This window comes from Yoonia sp. R78084 (assembly GCF_044595625.1).
In the GTDB taxonomy this organism is placed as follows: domain Bacteria; phylum Pseudomonadota; class Alphaproteobacteria; order Rhodobacterales; family Rhodobacteraceae; genus Yoonia.
On record NZ_CP138993.1, the window covers coordinates 3,145,092 to 3,161,547 of the forward strand.

The 16,456-nt window shown below is 59.1% G+C and carries 18 protein-coding genes; 14 read left to right on the top strand and 4 right to left on the bottom strand.

Features of this window, described 5'->3' with window-relative positions; all coding sequences use genetic code 11:
* Positions 1-25: 25 nt before the first annotated feature.
* The 11 genes from bchL to SJY29_RS15800 all read left to right on the top strand — a co-directional run bounded on the left by bchL (position 26) and on the right by SJY29_RS15800 (position 9,019).
* A complete protein-coding gene (gene bchL, locus SJY29_RS15750) occupies positions 26-922 on the top strand; it encodes a ferredoxin:protochlorophyllide reductase (ATP-dependent) iron-sulfur ATP-binding protein (protein WP_110277789.1) in 897 nt (298 codons plus the stop codon).
* Positions 922-1,614 (top strand): magnesium protoporphyrin IX methyltransferase, encoded by a 693-nt coding sequence (gene bchM, locus SJY29_RS15755; protein WP_400084680.1) that lies wholly within the window; start codon positions 922-924, stop codon positions 1,612-1,614. Before bchL ends, bchM begins: the two co-directional genes overlap by 1 nt.
* The gene (locus SJY29_RS15760) at positions 1,611-3,041 is read left to right on the top strand and encodes a PucC family protein (protein WP_400084683.1); all 1,431 of its coding nucleotides are present in this window, start codon (positions 1,611-1,613) and stop codon (positions 3,039-3,041) included. The genes bchM and SJY29_RS15760 overlap by 4 nt, the downstream gene beginning before the upstream one ends.
* 19 nt (positions 3,042-3,060) lie before the next feature.
* Positions 3,061-3,819 (top strand): photosynthetic reaction center subunit H, encoded by a 759-nt coding sequence (puhA, locus tag SJY29_RS15765; RefSeq protein ID WP_076660305.1) that lies wholly within the window; start codon positions 3,061-3,063, stop codon positions 3,817-3,819.
* Between the two features lie 73 nt (positions 3,820-3,892).
* Positions 3,893-4,534 carry a photosynthetic complex putative assembly protein PuhB gene (puhB, locus tag SJY29_RS15770; RefSeq protein ID WP_400084687.1) on the top strand — a complete coding sequence of 214 codons (642 nt, stop codon included), beginning with the start codon at positions 3,893-3,895 and terminating at the stop codon, positions 4,532-4,534.
* Between the two features lie 5 nt (positions 4,535-4,539).
* Positions 4,540-4,998 carry a photosynthetic complex assembly protein PuhC gene (gene puhC / locus SJY29_RS15775; RefSeq protein ID WP_400084691.1) on the top strand — a complete coding sequence of 153 codons (459 nt, stop codon included), beginning with the start codon at positions 4,540-4,542 and terminating at the stop codon, positions 4,996-4,998.
* Between the two features lie 48 nt (positions 4,999-5,046).
* Positions 5,047-5,343, top strand: a complete 297-nt coding sequence (locus tag SJY29_RS15780; protein WP_055295196.1) for a hypothetical protein — start codon at positions 5,047-5,049, stop codon at positions 5,341-5,343.
* On the top strand, positions 5,340-6,458 hold the full coding sequence (gene acsF, locus SJY29_RS15785; RefSeq protein ID WP_400084695.1) for a magnesium-protoporphyrin IX monomethyl ester (oxidative) cyclase: 1,119 nt from the start codon (positions 5,340-5,342) through the stop codon (positions 6,456-6,458). The genes SJY29_RS15780 and acsF overlap by 4 nt, the downstream gene beginning before the upstream one ends.
* Positions 6,458-7,243, top strand: coding sequence for a putative photosynthetic complex assembly protein PuhE (puhE, locus tag SJY29_RS15790; protein WP_400084698.1), 786 nt, complete (start codon positions 6,458-6,460; stop codon positions 7,241-7,243). The genes acsF and puhE overlap by 1 nt, the downstream gene beginning before the upstream one ends.
* A gap of 5 nt (positions 7,244-7,248) precedes the next feature.
* Positions 7,249-8,463: a 5-aminolevulinate synthase gene (gene hemA, locus SJY29_RS15795; RefSeq protein ID WP_400084701.1), complete on the top strand. Its 1,215-nt coding sequence runs from the start codon at positions 7,249-7,251 to the stop codon at positions 8,461-8,463.
* 112 nt (positions 8,464-8,575) lie between these two features.
* The gene (locus SJY29_RS15800; RefSeq protein ID WP_076660301.1) at positions 8,576-9,019 is read left to right on the top strand and encodes a cytochrome c family protein; all 444 of its coding nucleotides are present in this window, start codon (positions 8,576-8,578) and stop codon (positions 9,017-9,019) included.
* Positions 9,020-9,085: 66 nt separating this feature from the next.
* On the opposite strand, the gene bchO is transcribed toward SJY29_RS15800, so the two are convergent.
* From bchO to crtA, 4 genes are read right to left on the bottom strand one after another with little or no spacing between them, the layout of a single operon-like run.
* Positions 9,086-9,931 carry an alpha/beta fold hydrolase BchO gene (gene bchO / locus SJY29_RS15805; protein ID WP_400084705.1) on the bottom strand — a complete coding sequence of 282 codons (846 nt, stop codon included), beginning with the start codon at positions 9,929-9,931 and terminating at the stop codon, positions 9,086-9,088.
* A complete protein-coding gene (locus tag SJY29_RS15810; RefSeq protein ID WP_400084708.1) occupies positions 9,931-11,562 on the bottom strand; it encodes a magnesium chelatase subunit D in 1,632 nt (543 codons plus the stop codon). Before SJY29_RS15810 ends, bchO begins: the two co-directional genes overlap by 1 nt.
* Positions 11,555-12,559: a magnesium chelatase ATPase subunit I gene (gene bchI, locus SJY29_RS15815; RefSeq protein WP_400088954.1), complete on the bottom strand. Its 1,005-nt coding sequence runs from the start codon at positions 12,557-12,559 to the stop codon at positions 11,555-11,557. The genes SJY29_RS15810 and bchI overlap by 8 nt, the downstream gene beginning before the upstream one ends.
* Positions 12,556-13,257 carry a spheroidene monooxygenase gene (gene crtA / locus SJY29_RS15820; RefSeq protein ID WP_400084711.1) on the bottom strand — a complete coding sequence of 234 codons (702 nt, stop codon included), beginning with the start codon at positions 13,255-13,257 and terminating at the stop codon, positions 12,556-12,558. The genes bchI and crtA overlap by 4 nt, the downstream gene beginning before the upstream one ends.
* A gap of 107 nt (positions 13,258-13,364) precedes the next feature.
* Between crtA and SJY29_RS15825 the strand changes: the two genes are divergently transcribed.
* Genes SJY29_RS15825 through SJY29_RS15835 form a run of 3 tightly spaced genes read left to right on the top strand, consistent with a single transcriptional unit; the run spans position 13,365 to position 16,432 of the window.
* Positions 13,365-14,903: a phytoene desaturase gene (locus tag SJY29_RS15825; protein ID WP_400084714.1), complete on the top strand. Its 1,539-nt coding sequence runs from the start codon at positions 13,365-13,367 to the stop codon at positions 14,901-14,903.
* Complete coding sequence (gene crtB / locus SJY29_RS15830; RefSeq protein WP_400084716.1) at positions 14,900-15,922, top strand: 15-cis-phytoene synthase; 1,023 nt, start codon at positions 14,900-14,902, stop codon at positions 15,920-15,922. The genes SJY29_RS15825 and crtB overlap by 4 nt, the downstream gene beginning before the upstream one ends.
* 30 nt (positions 15,923-15,952) lie before the next feature.
* Positions 15,953-16,432: a TspO/MBR family protein gene (locus tag SJY29_RS15835; protein ID WP_400084719.1), complete on the top strand. Its 480-nt coding sequence runs from the start codon at positions 15,953-15,955 to the stop codon at positions 16,430-16,432.
* Positions 16,433-16,456 lie beyond the last annotated feature (24 nt).

Here is a 16,456-nt window from a genome sequence, read left to right on the forward strand (position 1 = left end):
TGAATATAACAGGAAGGACTCTGATATGAGCCCGAGAGACGAAGTACCAAACCTACGCGGCCAGGATGGCGAAGGGTCCGTTCAGGTGCATCAGCCCGAAGATGCCAAGATCGAAGGCGCAAAGGTATTTGCAGTCTACGGCAAGGGCGGGATCGGGAAATCGACCACATCATCCAACCTGTCGGCGGCGTTTTCGATGCATGGCAAGCGCGTGTTGCAGATTGGCTGTGATCCCAAGCATGACAGCACGTTTACCCTGACCGGAAGTCTAGTCCCGACGGTGATCGATATTCTCAAGGATGTTGATTTCCATGCCGAGGAACTACGCCCCGAAGATTTCATCTTTGAGGGTTTCAACGGTGTGAAATGCGTCGAGGCCGGTGGCCCCCCTGCCGGTACAGGCTGTGGTGGGTATGTTGTCGGCCAGACGGTGAAGTTGCTAAAGCAGCATCACCTGCTGGAAGACACCGATGTTGTGATCTTTGACGTTTTGGGCGACGTGGTGTGTGGTGGTTTTGCCGCCCCGCTGCAACACGCCGATCGTGCCTTGATCGTGACCGCGAATGACTTTGACAGCATCTATGCGATGAACCGGATCATCGCGGCGGTGCAGGCGAAATCATCCAACTATAAGGTCCGCCTGGCGGGTTGCGTCGCAAACCGCAGCAAGGACACCGATGAGGTGGATCGCTATTGCGATGTGGTGGGCTTTAACCGCCTTGCACATATGCCCGATCTTGATGCGATCCGTCGCAGCCGTCTGAAGAAAAAGACCCTCTTTGAAATGCCAGACGACGAAGACGTCGTACAGGTGCGCAAGGAATACATGCGTCTTGCTGAAACGCTGTGGAACGGGACTTTGCCGCTGGCGCCCGAATGCCTGCCGGATCGTGAAATCTTTGAATTGTTGGGTTTTGATTAATGGCCAATTACGCCACCACACGTGACAGGGTCGAACACTATTTCGACCGCACGGCCACCAAGGTCTGGGAGCAGCTGACATCAGATGCGCCCGTTTCCGGTGTGCGTGCGACTGTGCGTGCGGGGCGTGACCAGATGCGTGCCCTGATGCTGGCGCAACTGCCTGAAGACCTGCGCGGTGCACGGGTGCTGGATGCAGGGTGTGGCACTGGCACGATGGCGGTCGAACTGGCCCAGCGGGGCGCGGATGTGGTGGCCGTTGATATTTCACCCGCGTTGGTGGGGATCGCAGAGCAGCGGATGCCGGCCAATCTGGCGGGCAATATCACATGGGTTGCCGGCGATATGCTCGACAGCACGACAGGTGTGTTTGACTACATCCTCGCGATGGATTCGATGATTTACTACAGCGCCTTGGACATCGCCGGACTGCTTGCTAAGGCCAGCCCGCGTCTGGAGGGCAAGTTTGTCTTTACCATCGCCCCACGCACCCCGGCCCTGATGGCCATGTGGCGTGTCGGCAAGATGTTCCCGCGTGCAGACCGCAGCCCTGTGATGGTTCCGCAAACCGTCGTCGGCGTTGCAGATGCCTTGCGCACATCAGGCGTAAAGGGGCGCCTGAAGGAGATCGAACGGGTCAAATCAGGCTTTTATATTTCCACAGCATTGTCATTCGAGGGTCCAAAACCATGATCTTCAAGGCATCATCCCTCAAAAAGATTTCGGTTGATCTTTTGCCGTTTAGCGATGCGGTGAGTGATGATCTGCCGCTGGGCCAGTTGCTCCGCCTGTCGCTGTTTCAGGTGTCGGTCGGCATGGCGGCGGTGATGCTGTTGGGCACGTTGAACCGTGTGATGATTGTCGAGTTGGGGATTGGCGCAACGCTGGTTGCCGCAATGATCGCGATCCCTGTGCTGGTGGCGCCGTTCCGTGCGCTCGTGGGGCATAAATCGGATAACTATAAATCCGCCATCGGGTGGAAGCGCATTCCCTATCTTTGGTTCGGCACCATGTGGCAGTTCGGCGGTCTTGCGATCATGCCGATGGCCTTGCTTGTGCTGTCGGGTGACCGCACGCTCGATTTCCCGATTGCGGGCTATGTGGGTGCGGGCCTTGCGTTTTTGCTGACCGGGATCGGCATGCATATGACCCAGACGGCGGGTCTGGCGCTGGCCGCTGACCGCGCGACGGAAGAAACGCGGCCCAAGGTGGTTGCGCTGCTTTATGTGATGAACCTGCTGGGCATGGCATTTGCAGCCATCATCATCGGCGCTTTGTTGCGTGATTATTCGGCGCTGCGCCTGGTGCAGGTCGTGCAAGGTACGGCTGTTGTCACGCTGCTCTTGAACCTGATTGCCCTGTGGAAGCAGGAACAGGTCAAGCCGATGACCAAGGCACAGCGCGCAGAGGCAAGCCCGACATTCCGCGATGCCTGGAATGATCTAGCCGCCGGTGGTGATGCGGGCCGTCTGCTTGCTGTTGTCTTTATTGGTACGATGGCCTTCAACATGCAGGACGTCCTGCTTGAGCCTTACGGTGGTGAGATCCTCGGGTTGTCCGTGTCCGCAACCACGCTGCTGACAGCGATGTGGGCGCTGGGCGCGCTGGTCGGTTTCGGTTTTGCGGCGCGCTGGCTGGCAAAGGGCGTTGACCCTTATCGGATGTGCGCACGCGGCATTCTTGCTGGAATTCTGGCGTTTTGCGCTGTCATCTTTTCGGCGCCCATCGGATCGCCAGTTCTGTTCTATTTCGGTGCGGCCCTGATCGGGTTTGGAGGCGGCCTTTTCGGCGTCTCGACCCTGACCGCCGCCATGACAATGCCCACAATCGGCAAAGCCGGTCGTGGTTTGGCCCTTGGCGCATGGGGGGCTGCACAAGCCACCGGCGCGGGGCTGTCCATCTTTATCGGGGGCACTGTGCGTGACCTCGTGAACCATGCCGCTGGGAACGGCACCTTGGGAGAGGCGCTCGCCACGCCTGCCACCGGCTATTCGGTCGTTTATCACACCGAAATTGGCCTCTTATTCCTAACCCTGATTGTGCTGGGGCCGCTTGTGCGGTTGCGGCCCATAACCACCGGGGGGTCTGCCAAGCTGGGATTGGCAGATTTCCCGACCTAACCACCGAAAGGAAAAACCAATGGTTGGTGTAGAATTTTTTGGAGACTTCGATCTGGCGAGCGCAGCGATATGGCTCTTCTGGATCTTCTTTGCGGGGCTTGTCTATTACCTGCAAACCGAAAACATGCGTGAAGGTTATCCTTTGCGGGACGACGCCGATGGTGTGCCTGCGAACGAAAGCCTGTTTCCTTTGCCGAAGGAAAAGACCTTCAAACTGCGCGATGGCCGCGGTGAATTGACAGTGCCTTCACGCGCATTCGAAGACAGCAAAATGCGGACTGATCTTGCCTTGGCGCAGTCCTCTGCCTCGACCGGTTCGCCGTGGATTCCAACTGGTGATCCGATGATTGATGGTGTCGGTCCTGCTGCCTGGGCACCACGCCGCGATGCGCCGGAACTGGACGCGCACGGCCATGTCAAGATCAAGCCGATGTCGATGCTGCCTGACTTCAAGGTGTCTGCCGGTCGTGACCCGCGCGGCAAGGCCGTTGTCGGTGGTGATGGTGAAGTCGTCGGACGTGTCACCGATATGTGGGTCGACGTGCCCGAGCAGATGGTCCGCTTTCTGACGGTTGATCTGAACCCAGAAGGCACAGGCAAAACACGTCTGATCCCGATGAACCTTGCCAAGATCGGAACTGACCGCGTGACGGTCAAATCGCTCTACGCAAGCAACTGGGACAACGTGCCAACGACCAAAAGCATGGAGCAGGTCACCCTGCTCGAGGAAGACAAGATCATGGCGTACTACGCCGGTGGCACGATGTACGCCTCCTGATCCGGTCCGATGAAAACACGCTGCGTTCCCGGTTCGCCACCGGGGCCGCCCTGGCTACGAAAGGGAACCTACCATGAGCCACGACGATTTTAACTTTGAACCCATCAGGGGCCTGCCAGAGCAGCTGCCCGAAGGGGAACATATCTTGTGGCAGGGTGCCCCTGATCCGCGGCTCTTGGCGCGCGAAGCGCTTGGGGTGCGCTGGGTTGCGGCCTATTTCGCATTGCTCGCCTTCTGGCGGGTGGGTGTTTCGGCAGCGGATGCACCTTTCGGCATTGCGTTAATGCATGGTATCCCGTTCATCATTTCCGGCCTGATCGCCTGTGGTATCCTTTATGGGATTGCCTATGTGCAGGCCCGTTCCACCGTTTACACGCTGACAAACAAGCGCGTGGCCATGCGGATCGGGGCGGCGCTGACCATGACACTGAACCTGCCTTATACATGGATCGGGACCGCCAAGCTGGACCTGAAACCATCGGGCCACGGTACATTGGCGTTCGAGTTGATTGGCGAAACCCGCATTTCTTATCTGATGTCATGGCCGCACGTCCGCCCGTGGCGGATAGCACGCACGCAGCCGGCGCTGCGCTGTATCCCTGATGCCCAGAATGTCGCCCAGATCTTTGCTGAAGCGGCCGAGACCCGGATTTCCGAGCCACGCATCGCGCGTGTGTCGCAACAAGACGGCAGCAACGCCGTTGCAGCGGAGTAAGTCATATGTCGCAACTTGAACAACAAATGCGCCACCGCGACCGCGATATGGTCCCGCGATTTCTGGTGCAGGCCATGTTTGGTCTGATGGCAGCGGCCCTTGCCTTAGTGGCCTATGCGCAATGGTTTGACGTACCGAACCGTGGTGTGCTGGTCGAAGCGCCAATCGTTCAATCACTTGAGATTGTGATGGAGGGCAACCGGAGCGGCATTTACGAGGTCAGAACGCCTGAGGGTGAATTGCTGGCTTCTTCTGCTGATTACAAAGGCGGTTTTCTGGGTGTGATTGGCCGCGTCGTGGAACGGTCGCGCTATGTGAATAACGTCTCGCAAACTGCGCCCGTCACCGTCGTGCGGCGCGAGAACGGCAATATCGCCATCATTGATGAGACCACCGACCTGCGGGTCGAATTGATTGGCTACGGCAAAGATAATGTAGCAGCCTTCGCAAGACTGCTGGACTGAAACCAAACGCAGGCTAGCCCCCCGCGTTTAATGTGAAAGGGAACTCACATGGGACTATTTACAAGAGAGAAAGAGACCGCGCCGTGCACGGTCACGATCTCGCACCGGTTTGAAGAACTGTCGGCGCACGTGCGTCTGGATAATGGCGCTGTCATCTATCCGGGTGACACGGTGCAGGTGCAGGGCCCCGAAATTATGGCTGCCTTTGGCGAGCTGATCGAAGAAAAGCGCACCGCCGTCATTACCCGCGCCAGCAAGCTGGAACAGCTTTGGACCCGTGCCACCGGGGATTTTGAGTTCATGGAACTCTGCGAATTTTCCTTTAGCGAAGAGGTGATGTCATGAACATGCATTCATCCACCGCCGCCACCGCCGAAGAGGCGATTGCCGCACAAGAAGCGCTGCCGCCGCTGACCAATGAAGAAGCGACAAAAGTGGCGATGTCCAACACGCTGCTGACGCCGCGTTTCTACACCACCGATTTCGATGAGATGGATGCGATTGATGTCTCCTCCGTCCGCGAAGACTGGGACGTGTTGATCGGCCAGATGAAGGCTGACCCCAACAAGGGCCACTTCAAGAAAAACGAAGACTGGGACCATGTGGATTGGGACGGGATGGAGCCGAAGCTGAAGGCCGAGTTCATCGACTTTCTGATTTCGTCCTGCACGGCTGAATTCTCGGGCTGTGTGCTTTATAAGGAAATGAAGCGGCGCGGATCCAACAAGGATATCACCGAGCTGTTTCAGCTGATGGCCCGCGATGAGGCCCGCCATGCCGGCTTCATCAATGACGCGCTGCGTGAAGCGGGTATTGCCGTGAACCTTGGCTTTCTGACGCAGGCCAAGAAGTACACGTACTTCCGCCCCAAGTTCATCTACTACGCGACTTATCTTTCCGAAAAGATCGGTTATGCGCGCTACATCACGATCTTCCGTCACCTTGAGGCGCACCCCGAGCACCGCTTCCACCCCATTTTCAAATGGTTCCGTGAATGGTGCAACGACGAGTTTTCCCATGGTGAGGCCTTTGCCCTGCTGCTGAAAACCGACCCCAAGCTGACGCAAAGCTGGGCCAACCGCATGTGGATCAAGTTCTTCCTGACGGCTGTCTTCTCGACCATGTGGGTGCGCGACCACCAGCGCCCCGAATTCCACAAGGCGCTGGGCGTTGACCCCAAATGGTACGGCCAAGAGGTGTTCCGCAAGACCTCGGAAATCTCGACACAGGTGTTCCCGATGACCTTGGACATCGACCACCCCCGTTGGGAACCAACCCTGAACCGGATGCAGGATGCCAATGTGCAGATCGCCGAAGGCCGCAAGCAAGGCGGGATCGGGGGCTGGGCCAAGCGGATGGTCGGATCGGCCAAGGCCGGTTACGCCTTCGTTAGCCTGCTGACAATTCCAGTTCACAAGAATGCTGTTCCTGACAGCCCACGACTGGAGCCTGCATACTGATGACATCGCCCTGGATCGCATCGCTGATCGCTATTTTCGCCTGGTGGTTCGCCACCGGTGCGATTCTAGTGGCGGTGCGGCGGGCGGACCGTTTGGATCGCCATGGCATGACCACTTTTATGGGCCTGCCGTTGCTGGCGGTCGGTATCTGGGCTGTGGCGGTGTCTTTGCATGATGCCAGCGTTGCTGGCGTCTATATCGGCTTTGCGGGGGCCTTGGCGATCTGGGGCTGGATCGAGCTTGCCTTTCTGGCGGGTGTGATCACGGGCCCCATGCGTGACGATTGCCCCCCCGGTCTTGCCGGGCGGGATCGGTTCTTTCGTGCATTCTCGACGGTGGCCTACCACGAACTGGCGCTGACACTTGGTCTTTGGGGTCTGGTGATTGCATCGGAAGGTGCCCCGAACCGGATCGCGCTTGCGATCTACCTCGTGCTGTTCATTGCGCGCATTCTGGCCAAACTGAACCTCTATTTTGGCGTGCCGCGGATCAATACGGAATTCGTGCCGCTGAGGCTGAACCATCTGAAAACCTATTTCCGGCGCAGTCCGGTGACACTCGCGTTCCCAGCCGCGATCACCATTCTGACCGCGCTGCTCGCCGTCTGCGCCGAGCGGCTCTGGTCCGCCGGATCAGAGGTGACTGTCGCAGGCTATGCCCTGCTTACCGCAATGGCAGGGCTTGCCCTGCTTGAACACTGGTTGATGGTGGTTCCGCTGCCGGATGCAAAACTCTGGCGCTGGATGCTTCCGGCGCAAAAAACGATGTCCAAAGAAGAAAGATAAGACCGATGGATTTTGACGCACTTTTCAATGCACAGCTGTCCCAACTCAAGCAGGACGGCAACTATCGGTACTTTGCCGAACTTGAACGCAAATGCGGGAAATTCCCGCGGGCGGCCAACCACGCCGAAGACGGCGTGCGTGATGTGACAGTCTGGTGTTCGAACGACTATCTGGGCATGGGGCAACACCCCAAGGTGATTGGTGCGATGTGTGAAGCCGTTGAGCGCACCGGCACCGGCGCAGGCGGGACGCGCAATATATCGGGCACGAACCACGACCACCTTTTGCTAGAGCGTGAGCTTGCCGATCTGCATGGCAAAGAGTCGGCTTTGCTCTTTACGTCGGGGTATGTGTCCAACTGGGCCGCGCTCAGCACCTTGGGCAGCCGTTTGAAGGACTGCGTGATCCTGTCGGATGCAGGCAACCATGCATCCATGATCGAAGGCATCCGCCATTCCCGCGCCAACAAGGTGATCTGGAAACACAACGACGTGCATGATCTGGAAATGAAGCTGCGTTGTCTGCCCGCTGATGTGCCCAAGATCGTTGCCTTTGAAAGCGTCTATTCCATGGACGGTGATATTGCCCCGATCAAAGAGATCGTCGAAGTCGCCGAAAAATACGGTGCGATGACCTATCTGGATGAGGTCCATGCCGTTGGCATGTATGGCCCGCGCGGTGGCGGTGTCAGCGAACGCGAGGGGCTAGCAGACCGGATTACCCTGATCGAAGGGACATTGGGCAAGGCATATGGTGTTGTCGGTGGATATATCACGGGATCGGCGGCGTTGTGTGACTTTATTCGTAGCTTCGCCTCGGGCTTCATCTTTACCACAGCACTGCCGCCAGCGGTCGCTGCGGCTGCGCGCACCTCGATCGCGTATCTCAAGGAGTCAGAGATTGAACGCGCCCAACAACGCCGCCAGGTGGCGCGCCTGCGTGCGGCGCTTGATCGTGAGGGGATTCCGCATATGGAGAACGACAGCCATATTGTGCCGGTTATGATCGGTGATCCTGTCAAGACGCGCATGTTGGCCGATTATCTGATGCGCGAATGGGATATTTATGTGCAGCCGATCAACTATCCGACCGTTCCTAAGGGGACCGAGCGGCTTCGGTTTACACCATCACCGCTGCATACAGATGCAGATATTGATCATCTTATCAATGCGTTAAAGGTTTTGTGGCGCCAATGTGCGCTCGCGCATGCGGTGGCATAACGCGTATCACGGATTCTTTTGCATGCGGGGGTGGACCCTTTGGTTTCCCGCGTTACATTAAGCGCCGACTGGGGCGAACGGTCACAGAACTAGATCGAAGAGGAATACGATCATGAAACGTTTTACTATCGCAGCAGCATTTGCTGTTCTTTCCGCACCCGCCTTTGCTGACGGCCACGCCGCGACTGTCGGTGACGCCGCAGCTGGCGAAGAGCAATTCAACCGTCAGTGCGTTGCATGCCATGTTGTCGCAGACGCATCCGGCGAGGTTCTTGCCGGTCGCAATGCACGTACCGGTCCAAACCTTTACGGACTTGCCGGTCGCACAATGGGATCGGTTGAAGATTTCCGTTACAGCGATGCGCTGATCGAATTGGGCGAAGCTGGCACACCTTGGACTGAAGAAGCCTTTGTCGGCTACGTTCAGGATCCGACAGGCTGGCTCCGCGAAACGCTCGACAACCGTCGTGCACGTGGCAAGATGGCCTATCAGGTACGCGAAGAAGCTCAGGCATACGACCTTTATGCATACCTGGCGACATTTGCCGCTGAGTAAGAGCCATTACAGCGGGTAACCGTTGTTCTGAATGAAAAAAGGCCGTTGGGGAAACCCGGCGGCCTTTTACATGTCGGTGATCAAATTCGCGATCGTTTCGGGGTCTTCCTCATGCGCGAGGTGCCCAAGTCCGGCAACCTCGGTTAACCTGCCTTGTGGAAGCTTTCGGACAGCACTGCGGCTGACCTCGGGTGGTACAGACCTGTCGCCAAGTGCCGCGATCAGATGGACCGGCACGTCGATCTTGCCTAACCGCGCCAGTAGCCCATCGAGCGACCATTGCGCCATCATCGAAAGCGTCGCATCCACGTGGCCCTTGTCAGTTGCGAGCCGATAATAGAGATCAATGCCCCGCGCATCCAGATTTGATCCGGTGCCTTCGATCAGTTGGCTGATGCTATTGCGCGTTGTCGTCTTGCTAAACAGGCGTGCCGCAAAAGGTGAAACGGCCAAGGCTTTGGCCATTATCGGAAAGAGCCAGCCAGCGACCCCTTTGAAATTCCCAAGAGCGGCGTTGATCCCCACGATTCCCTTGGCGGGCTGCAGTCCCAGTTCCCACATGCGCAGCGCAATAGCCGCACCTGCGGAGTGACCGACAACGATATCAGGCGACCAGCCTTGGTTGCGTGCCAGTGCAAGCAGGTCCGCTGCCATGTGATCCAGCCCGCAGCGTTGTTGCGCGCCCATTTGGGTAAACCCCTGACCGGGCAAATCAACAGCCACAACATGGTGGGTGCGCGCAAGGATGGGAAACAAGCCACGGAAACTCTGCGTTGCCCCCCCTGCGCCATGGATCAGCAGGATTGTGGGTCCGATCCCGTGTTCCTGAATATGCCAACGGTGCGGACGGTGCAGAACCTGCCGCGAATATACCGTCAGAGGCCAGCCTTCGGCATCCTCGGGCCACCGCATCAATCGCCCAACGCGGTGGCGACGGATTTGGAAAGGCGCTGGGCATCGGCGCGCGGCAAGGGCAGATAGGCCGCATCCAGGGTCTGGGCAAGGTTGCGCAACGCAGGTTCGGGCCGGTTGCCGGTGTCGATCACAATCGCATCAACACCATTTGCACGCAGAACGCGGGCGATTTGCTGGGCATCAGTGGCCGCCTGTTTGCGGTCTGCACGCCCATCCAGCGCGATATTCGCCCGCCCGTCGGTCAGGATTGCAATCGTCGGTGTCATGCCACGGCGGGTGGCCTGGACGGCTTGTTCAAACGCGGTGACCATACCTGCGGCAAGCGGCGTGCCGCCGCCGCCGGGCAATGCCGCCAGGCGCCGTTTGGTTTGCACCAGTGAGCGGGTGGGTGGCAGCAAGAGCTCGGCTTCGGTCCCGCGAAAGGCGACAAGTGCCACGTGATCACGGCGCGCATAGGCTGCGGCCAGCAGAAGTTCCACCGCACCCTTGGCTTCGGCCAGACGGGTGAGGGCGGAGGACCCAGAGGCATCAACCGTAAAGATCAACAGGCGGTCGGATTTTTCCTCGAACCGTTTGATGCGGATATCTGCGGGGCGGATGTGCAGACCGTCGCGGCCTGTCGCGTTGCGCCGGATCGTTTGCCAAGGGGCCGCGGCGCGCAACGTGCCGATGATATCAATCCGTGCGCCATCGCTGATATGCCCCGCGCGTGATGGCAAAGGCCGTCCGCGCCGGTTGCCCTTGCGTGCAGCACCGGTGCCATTGCCACGCCCCGCCCGCGCCTTTTGCGCGGCCAGTTGTTCAAGCAGGTTATCGGGCAGCATGGCACGGACGGCCTCAAGCAAAAGCTCATCAGGCAGATCAAGGCTGTCTTCGGGACCTTGGTTTTCGTTGTTCTGGTCGGGGGGCGGTGCAGGTGGCTCTTCCTCTTGCGATTCAGGCTCCGGCACCCGCGTTGCGCGGTGTGCCAAGGTCAGCGCGCAAGCAATTTCAACATCCTCGGACGTGATCTGTGTGCGGCCCATCAGAGCGGCATTGGCACGGGTGGCGCGCAGGGCGAATAGTGGTGCACGCATGCTATCAATCCCGAGGTCGCAGGCGATGCGCGTGACTTGCTCAAGCAAGTCGGTGGGCATTTTGACGTCACGCAACGCGATTGGCGCCCTAGGCGCTGTGGCGGTGATATCTTGCAGGGCGCACTCGGACAGATCGACATGAAAGGCCAGCCGCTCGGCCAGTTTGGGGTTCAGGCATTCGTCGGGCTCTGCGCCTTCATCCAGTGCAATCAGGGTGTGATCGGTGCTGCGGTCCAGCGCGACCGCGAGCCGCGCCGCCAGCCCTGTTGTGGCGCGTTCAGCCATTGCAAGCACCAAGGTGCATGGCGTTTCAAGCAGTCCTGTTTCGCGGATCATCTGGCCACTGGCCAAAGTCGCCGAAAGGTCCAACCCGCCAAAGAGCGCCTCGTCAGTTATGGCGGGGTGCAGGCGGCGGGCATCAGGGGAAATCATTTCCATCAGGCGCGCACGAACGGGGCCAGAGCGCGCACGAATGCATATCCCGCCAAGACCCGGATCAAGCGCGAGCAATTGCAACGCGCGCGTTGCGTGGTGCCAGCTTTCCCTAGCCAAGGACTTCTTCCACGGTGCGGGCGACGCGTGTGCCGCTGCCCGCCTCGTCCAGTGGATCGCGGCGCAGGCGGTGACGGAGCGCCATGGGCGCAACGGCCTTTACATGGGCGCGGGTCAGCGCCGTGTCATCACGCCACGCGGCATAGGCGCGGGCGGCTTTGAGCAGGGTTAGTTCACCGCGCAAACCGTCCGAGCCCAGCGCGAGGCAAAGTTCGGCCACGTCGACCAGCGTTTTCTCGGGCGTTTTGAGCTTTGCCAGCGCTTTGCGCGCGGTCAGGATACGTTCGCGGATCGCCGCATCTTCGGCCTGCCAGCGGAGCATAAAGGCGGCATTGTCGTTCTCGAAGGCATCGCGTCGCTTGATGACATCGACACGGGTGGCAACATCTTTGGGTGATGCGACCTCAACCGACAGACCGAAACGGTCTAACAGCTGCGGGCGTAATTCGCCTTCTTCGGGGTTGCCGGACCCGACCAGAACAAAGCGGGCGGGGTGGCGGATGGAAAGACCTTCGCGTTCGACCACGTTTTCACCAGATTGGGCGACGTCGAGCAGAAGATCCACAATGTGATCCTCAAGCAGGTTCACTTCGTCGATGTAAAGATACCCGCGGTTGGCGCGGGCCAGCAGGCCGGGTTGAAAGGCTTTCTCGCCTTTGGTCAGGGCCTTCTCGATATCAAGCGCGCCTGTCACGCGGTCCTCGGTCGCGCCAAGCGGCAGGTCCACCACCGGCGTCGGCATCTCATATGCGCGTTTTGTTTTTAGGCCGGCCCAATCCGGCACGTCCTTGGCAGTGGCTGCATTGATCGGGCAGCCTTTGATCGCCTTGATCGGGGGCAGCAGGGCGGCCAGTGCACGCACGGCGGTGGATTTGCCTGTGCCGCGATCACCAAAGACCAGAACCCCACCGATGCTGGCATCAATCGCAGTGAGGATCATCGCCTGTTTCATCTCGTCTTGGCCGACAATGGCGGAAAAGGGGAATGGTTGCATTATGCGGCCTCAAGTTTGGCTAAGGGGGAGGTGCCGTTCCAGGTGCCGCGATCCGAATGGACGGCAAAACGGGCGTAGAGTTCTTCGCGAAACCAGCCTTCTTCGCGCACGGCGCGGATGGCATCGGCGTGCGGGCCGGTACGGGCGAAACCGGCCATCGCTTTTTCGGAAGGCCAGATCGAAAAGGTCACCTGGTGCAGCATCGGCACTTCGCCGATGCCGATCTTGAAGGCAACGTTGGGATCTTTGCCGATCATTTCCGAAATGTTCGGCACACGGCCCCAAAATCTGGTCAGGATGCTGGGTTTGATGGTTGCGCGCGTGAGTGCAGCAAGCGGGCCGGTGGTTTGTGCCATCGTCGGTTCGAAAGGTGATTGGCCCGCCCATGCGCCGCGCGATGTCTGCGTTTGGAGAAAGACGGTCCAATCCTCGGCGGCACGTTTCTGGTAAGTCGCGAAAATGCCTGATTGTGTGCGTGCTTGGGCCGTTTCCGCATCGGGCCAAGTGGCAAGGATCGCGTAAACAGCGGTGTTGGGGACGGGGGTAAAACCTTCGCCAGTGCCTGATCCGCAGAGCTTCCAGAATCCGATGTCGGGCGTGCGTGCCAGAGGCAGTCTTGCGCCGCCCATCATCGTCAACGCCCAAGCACGGGCAATGGGCCCACTGAAGCGGAAGAATGACAGGCTGACGGTTTGAGTCACGGTGAAGACCTCTGATCGTGTCAACTAATCCTGACATATGTGGTCCGTTTTGGGAAGATGTTGACATAATAATTGTCAACTTGTGTTTACACTACTAGAGTTGAGCCATGATGATAGACGAACAGAGCGATTCAAACGCAGCAATTGTGATCGGTGCGGGGCTTGGTGGCCTCGCTGCGGCCATGCGCCTCGGGGCCAAGGGTTATGCCGTCACCGTGCTGGACCGGCTGGATAAGCCCGGCGGGCGGGGGTCCTCTGTGACACAAGATGGCCACCGATTCGATCTGGGCCCGACGATTATCACTGTGCCGCAAGTCTACGAGGCGCTCTGGGCTGCCTGTGGACGCGATTTTCACAAAGATATCGACCTGCGCCCGATGGACCCGTTTTACGAGGTGCGTTGGCAGGATGGTTCTACCTTTACCGCGCGGCAGGACACTGACGCGATGCTGGCCGAGGTGGCACGGCTCAGCCCGCGTGACGTGAAGGGCTACAAGCGGTTTTTGAAGGATAGCGAGGCCTGTTACAAAGTGGGCTTTGAAGGCATGGTCGCCAAGCCGATGCACAGGCTTTGGGAAACCATCAAGGTGCTGCCGCTCTTCGCACTGTTGCGCGCGGACCGGTCGATCCTTGGGCTGGCCAAGGCGCGTGTGAAAGACCCGCGTTTGCGCATGGCATTGTCGTTTCATCCGCTCTTTATCGGGGGTGATCCGCGCCATGTGACGTCGATGTATGCGCTGGTGGCCTATCTGGAAAAGGAATTTGGCGTGCACTACGCCATGGGCGGCGTACAGGCGATTGCGCAGGCGATGGTCGGCGTGATCCGGTCGCAAGGCGGGCAAGTCCGCCAAGGGGCTGAAGTGGATGAAATCCTGGTCAAAGACGGTGCCGCCAAAGGTGTGCGCCTGACAGACGGTCAGGAAATCGCAGCTGATCTGGTGGTCAGCAACGCCGATGCAGGCCACACATATCAGCGTCTGATGCGCAACACGCCACGCAAACGCTGGACCGATCAGAAACTGAAATCACGGCGCTGGTCTATGGGCCTGTTCGTTTGGTATTTCGGCACCAAAGGCACCGCCAAGATGTGGCCCGATGTGGGCCATCACACCATCACCAACGCGCCACGTTATGAGGGGCTGCTGAAGGATATCTTTATCAAGGGCAAACTTGCCGACGATATGAGCCTTTATATCCACCGCCCGTCCAAGACCGATCCCAGCGTCGCTCCTGTAGGGGATGACACGTTTTATGTGCTGTCGCCTGTCCCACATCTGGGCTTTGATGACCCTGTAGATTGGGCCAAAGAGGCCGAGATTTACAAAGCCAAGGTCATGGCTGAAGTTGAAAAGACGATCCCCGGCTTTGCGGAACATATCAGCACTGAAATGGTGCTGACGCCCGAGGATTTCCGCGACCGGTATCTGTCGCCCAACGGGTCGGGCTTTTCCATCGAACCGCGCATTTTACAATCCGCGTGGTTCCGCCCTCATAACATTAGCGAAGAGGCCAAGGGCCTGTTCCTTGTCGGTGCAGGTACCCATCCGGGTGCAGGTGTGCCGGGCGTGATTTCCAGTGCCGAAGTGCTGGCGAAACTGGTGCCTGATGCGCCGGTTGTGCCTGAACTCAAGGTTGCTGCGGAATGATCCGCCCCGATGATCTTGAACATTGCCGCGAGGCGATCCGCCATGGATCATTGTCTTTTCATGCCGCGAGCAAACTTTTACCCGCCAAGGTGCGCGATCCTGCGCTGGCACTTTATGCCTTTTGCCGTCTGGCCGATGATGAGGTGGACGAGGGCGAGTATCAGGCCGGTGCCGTCTTCCGCCTGCAAGACCGTCTGGATGCGGCCTATGCCGGCAAACCCCACAATGCGCCCGAAGACCGCGCCTTTGCCGCGATCATCGAGGACTTCGAGATGCCCCGTGCCCTGCCCGAGGCTTTGCTGGAAGGGCTTGCATGGGATGCCGCCGAGCGGCGCTATGACACCTTAAGCGGCGTGCGCGATTATTCCGCCCGCGTGGCCAGTGCCGTAGGTGCGATGATGTGCGTGCTGATGCGCGTGCGCGATCCCGATGCACTGGCGCGAGCCTGTGATCTGGGCGTTGCAATGCAGTTGACGAATATCGCGCGCGATGTGGGCGAAGATGCCCGCATGGGGCGGATTTATCTGCCGCTGGATTGGCTGGCCGAGGCGGGCATTGATCCCGTGAACTTTACCCGCGAAACCCTGCCAACGAATGACGTGCGGCGTATGGTCAAACGTCTTCTGGCCGAGGCCGACAGGCTTTATCTGCGGTCCGAGGCAGGGATTGACGTACTGCCGCTGCAAGCCCGTACAGGTATCTGGGCTGCGCGCCTGATTTACGCAGGTATCGGCAGGCAACTGCGCAGGCAGGGTTTCGACAGTATCTCGATGCGCGCAAGAACCTCGGGCGCGCAAAAGCTGGGCTGGCTGATGCAAGCGGGCGCGCGGACGGGCATTTCACTGATCATGCCGAAATCGGCAGTGATCTATGCGAAACCCCTGCCGGAAGTCGCATTTCTGGTTGATGCCGCCAGCCGCGCCAAGCCTGACCAAAAGCGGGCATCATCGGTGCTCGATATCTTGGCCGAGTTGAAAGCGCGCGAAGCAGGCATTGGAACTGACCGTCCGATGGCCTAAGTGTGTCGGGTACCTTGAAAGGGCCCTGCAATGGATATTCTGCTTTTTTGCCTCTTTTTGGCGGCGACCTTTGGCGCAGGCGCGACGGGCGCGCTTTTCCCCACCGGTGAGTGGTACAAAAGCCTGAACAAACCGTCGTGGACACCGCCCAACTGGGCCTTTCCGGTTGCCTGGACCTCGATTTATTTGCTGATCTCTTTCGCGGGCGCCCGCGTTGCCGTGCTGGATGGCAACGCCTATGCGATGGCATTCTGGGCGATGCAGATTGCGTTCAACGCGCTTTGGACGCCGGTATTTTTCGGGGCGCGCAACCTGAAAGGCTCGATCCCGATCATGGTCTGTCTCTGGATTGCCGTTCTTGGCGCTACGATCACCCATTTCCAGCTGGATTTCTGGGCGGGGCTGGCCTTTGTGCCCTATCTCGCGTGGGTCACTGTGGCTGCTGCTCTGAACCTTGCGATGGTGCGTCTGAACCCCGATCAAAAGCCGCTGCCGCTTCAGAACCTCTGATCCCTCTTGAACGTCCCTGAAATC

What these genes read in the sequence shown, in the direction of transcription:
- SJY29_RS15800 (WP_076660301.1), top strand. Translation starts at nt 8,576, where the DNA reads ATGAAACGTTTTACTATCGCAGCAGCATTTGCTGTTCTTTCCGCACCC.
- puhC (WP_400084691.1), top strand. Translation starts at nt 4,540, where the DNA reads ATGTCGCAACTTGAACAACAAATGCGCCACCGCGACCGCGATATGGTC.
- SJY29_RS15835 (WP_400084719.1), top strand. Translation starts at nt 15,953, where the DNA reads ATGGATATTCTGCTTTTTTGCCTCTTTTTGGCGGCGACCTTTGGCGCA.
- SJY29_RS15780 (WP_055295196.1), top strand. Translation starts at nt 5,047, where the DNA reads ATGGGACTATTTACAAGAGAGAAAGAGACCGCGCCGTGCACGGTCACG.
- SJY29_RS15760 (WP_400084683.1), top strand. Translation starts at nt 1,611, where the DNA reads ATGATCTTCAAGGCATCATCCCTCAAAAAGATTTCGGTTGATCTTTTG.
- puhE (WP_400084698.1), top strand. Translation starts at nt 6,458, where the DNA reads ATGACATCGCCCTGGATCGCATCGCTGATCGCTATTTTCGCCTGGTGG.
- bchM (WP_400084680.1), top strand. Translation starts at nt 922, where the DNA reads ATGGCCAATTACGCCACCACACGTGACAGGGTCGAACACTATTTCGAC.
- SJY29_RS15825 (WP_400084714.1), top strand. Translation starts at nt 13,365, where the DNA reads ATGATGATAGACGAACAGAGCGATTCAAACGCAGCAATTGTGATCGGT.
- puhA (WP_076660305.1), top strand. Translation starts at nt 3,061, where the DNA reads ATGGTTGGTGTAGAATTTTTTGGAGACTTCGATCTGGCGAGCGCAGCG.
- crtB (WP_400084716.1), top strand. Translation starts at nt 14,900, where the DNA reads ATGATCCGCCCCGATGATCTTGAACATTGCCGCGAGGCGATCCGCCAT.
- bchL (WP_110277789.1), top strand. Translation starts at nt 26, where the DNA reads ATGAGCCCGAGAGACGAAGTACCAAACCTACGCGGCCAGGATGGCGAA.
- bchO (WP_400084705.1), bottom strand. Translation starts at nt 9,931, where the DNA reads ATGCGGTGGCCCGAGGATGCCGAAGGCTGGCCTCTGACGGTATATTCG.
- hemA (WP_400084701.1), top strand. Translation starts at nt 7,249, where the DNA reads ATGGATTTTGACGCACTTTTCAATGCACAGCTGTCCCAACTCAAGCAG.
- acsF (WP_400084695.1), top strand. Translation starts at nt 5,340, where the DNA reads ATGAACATGCATTCATCCACCGCCGCCACCGCCGAAGAGGCGATTGCC.
- puhB (WP_400084687.1), top strand. Translation starts at nt 3,893, where the DNA reads ATGAGCCACGACGATTTTAACTTTGAACCCATCAGGGGCCTGCCAGAG.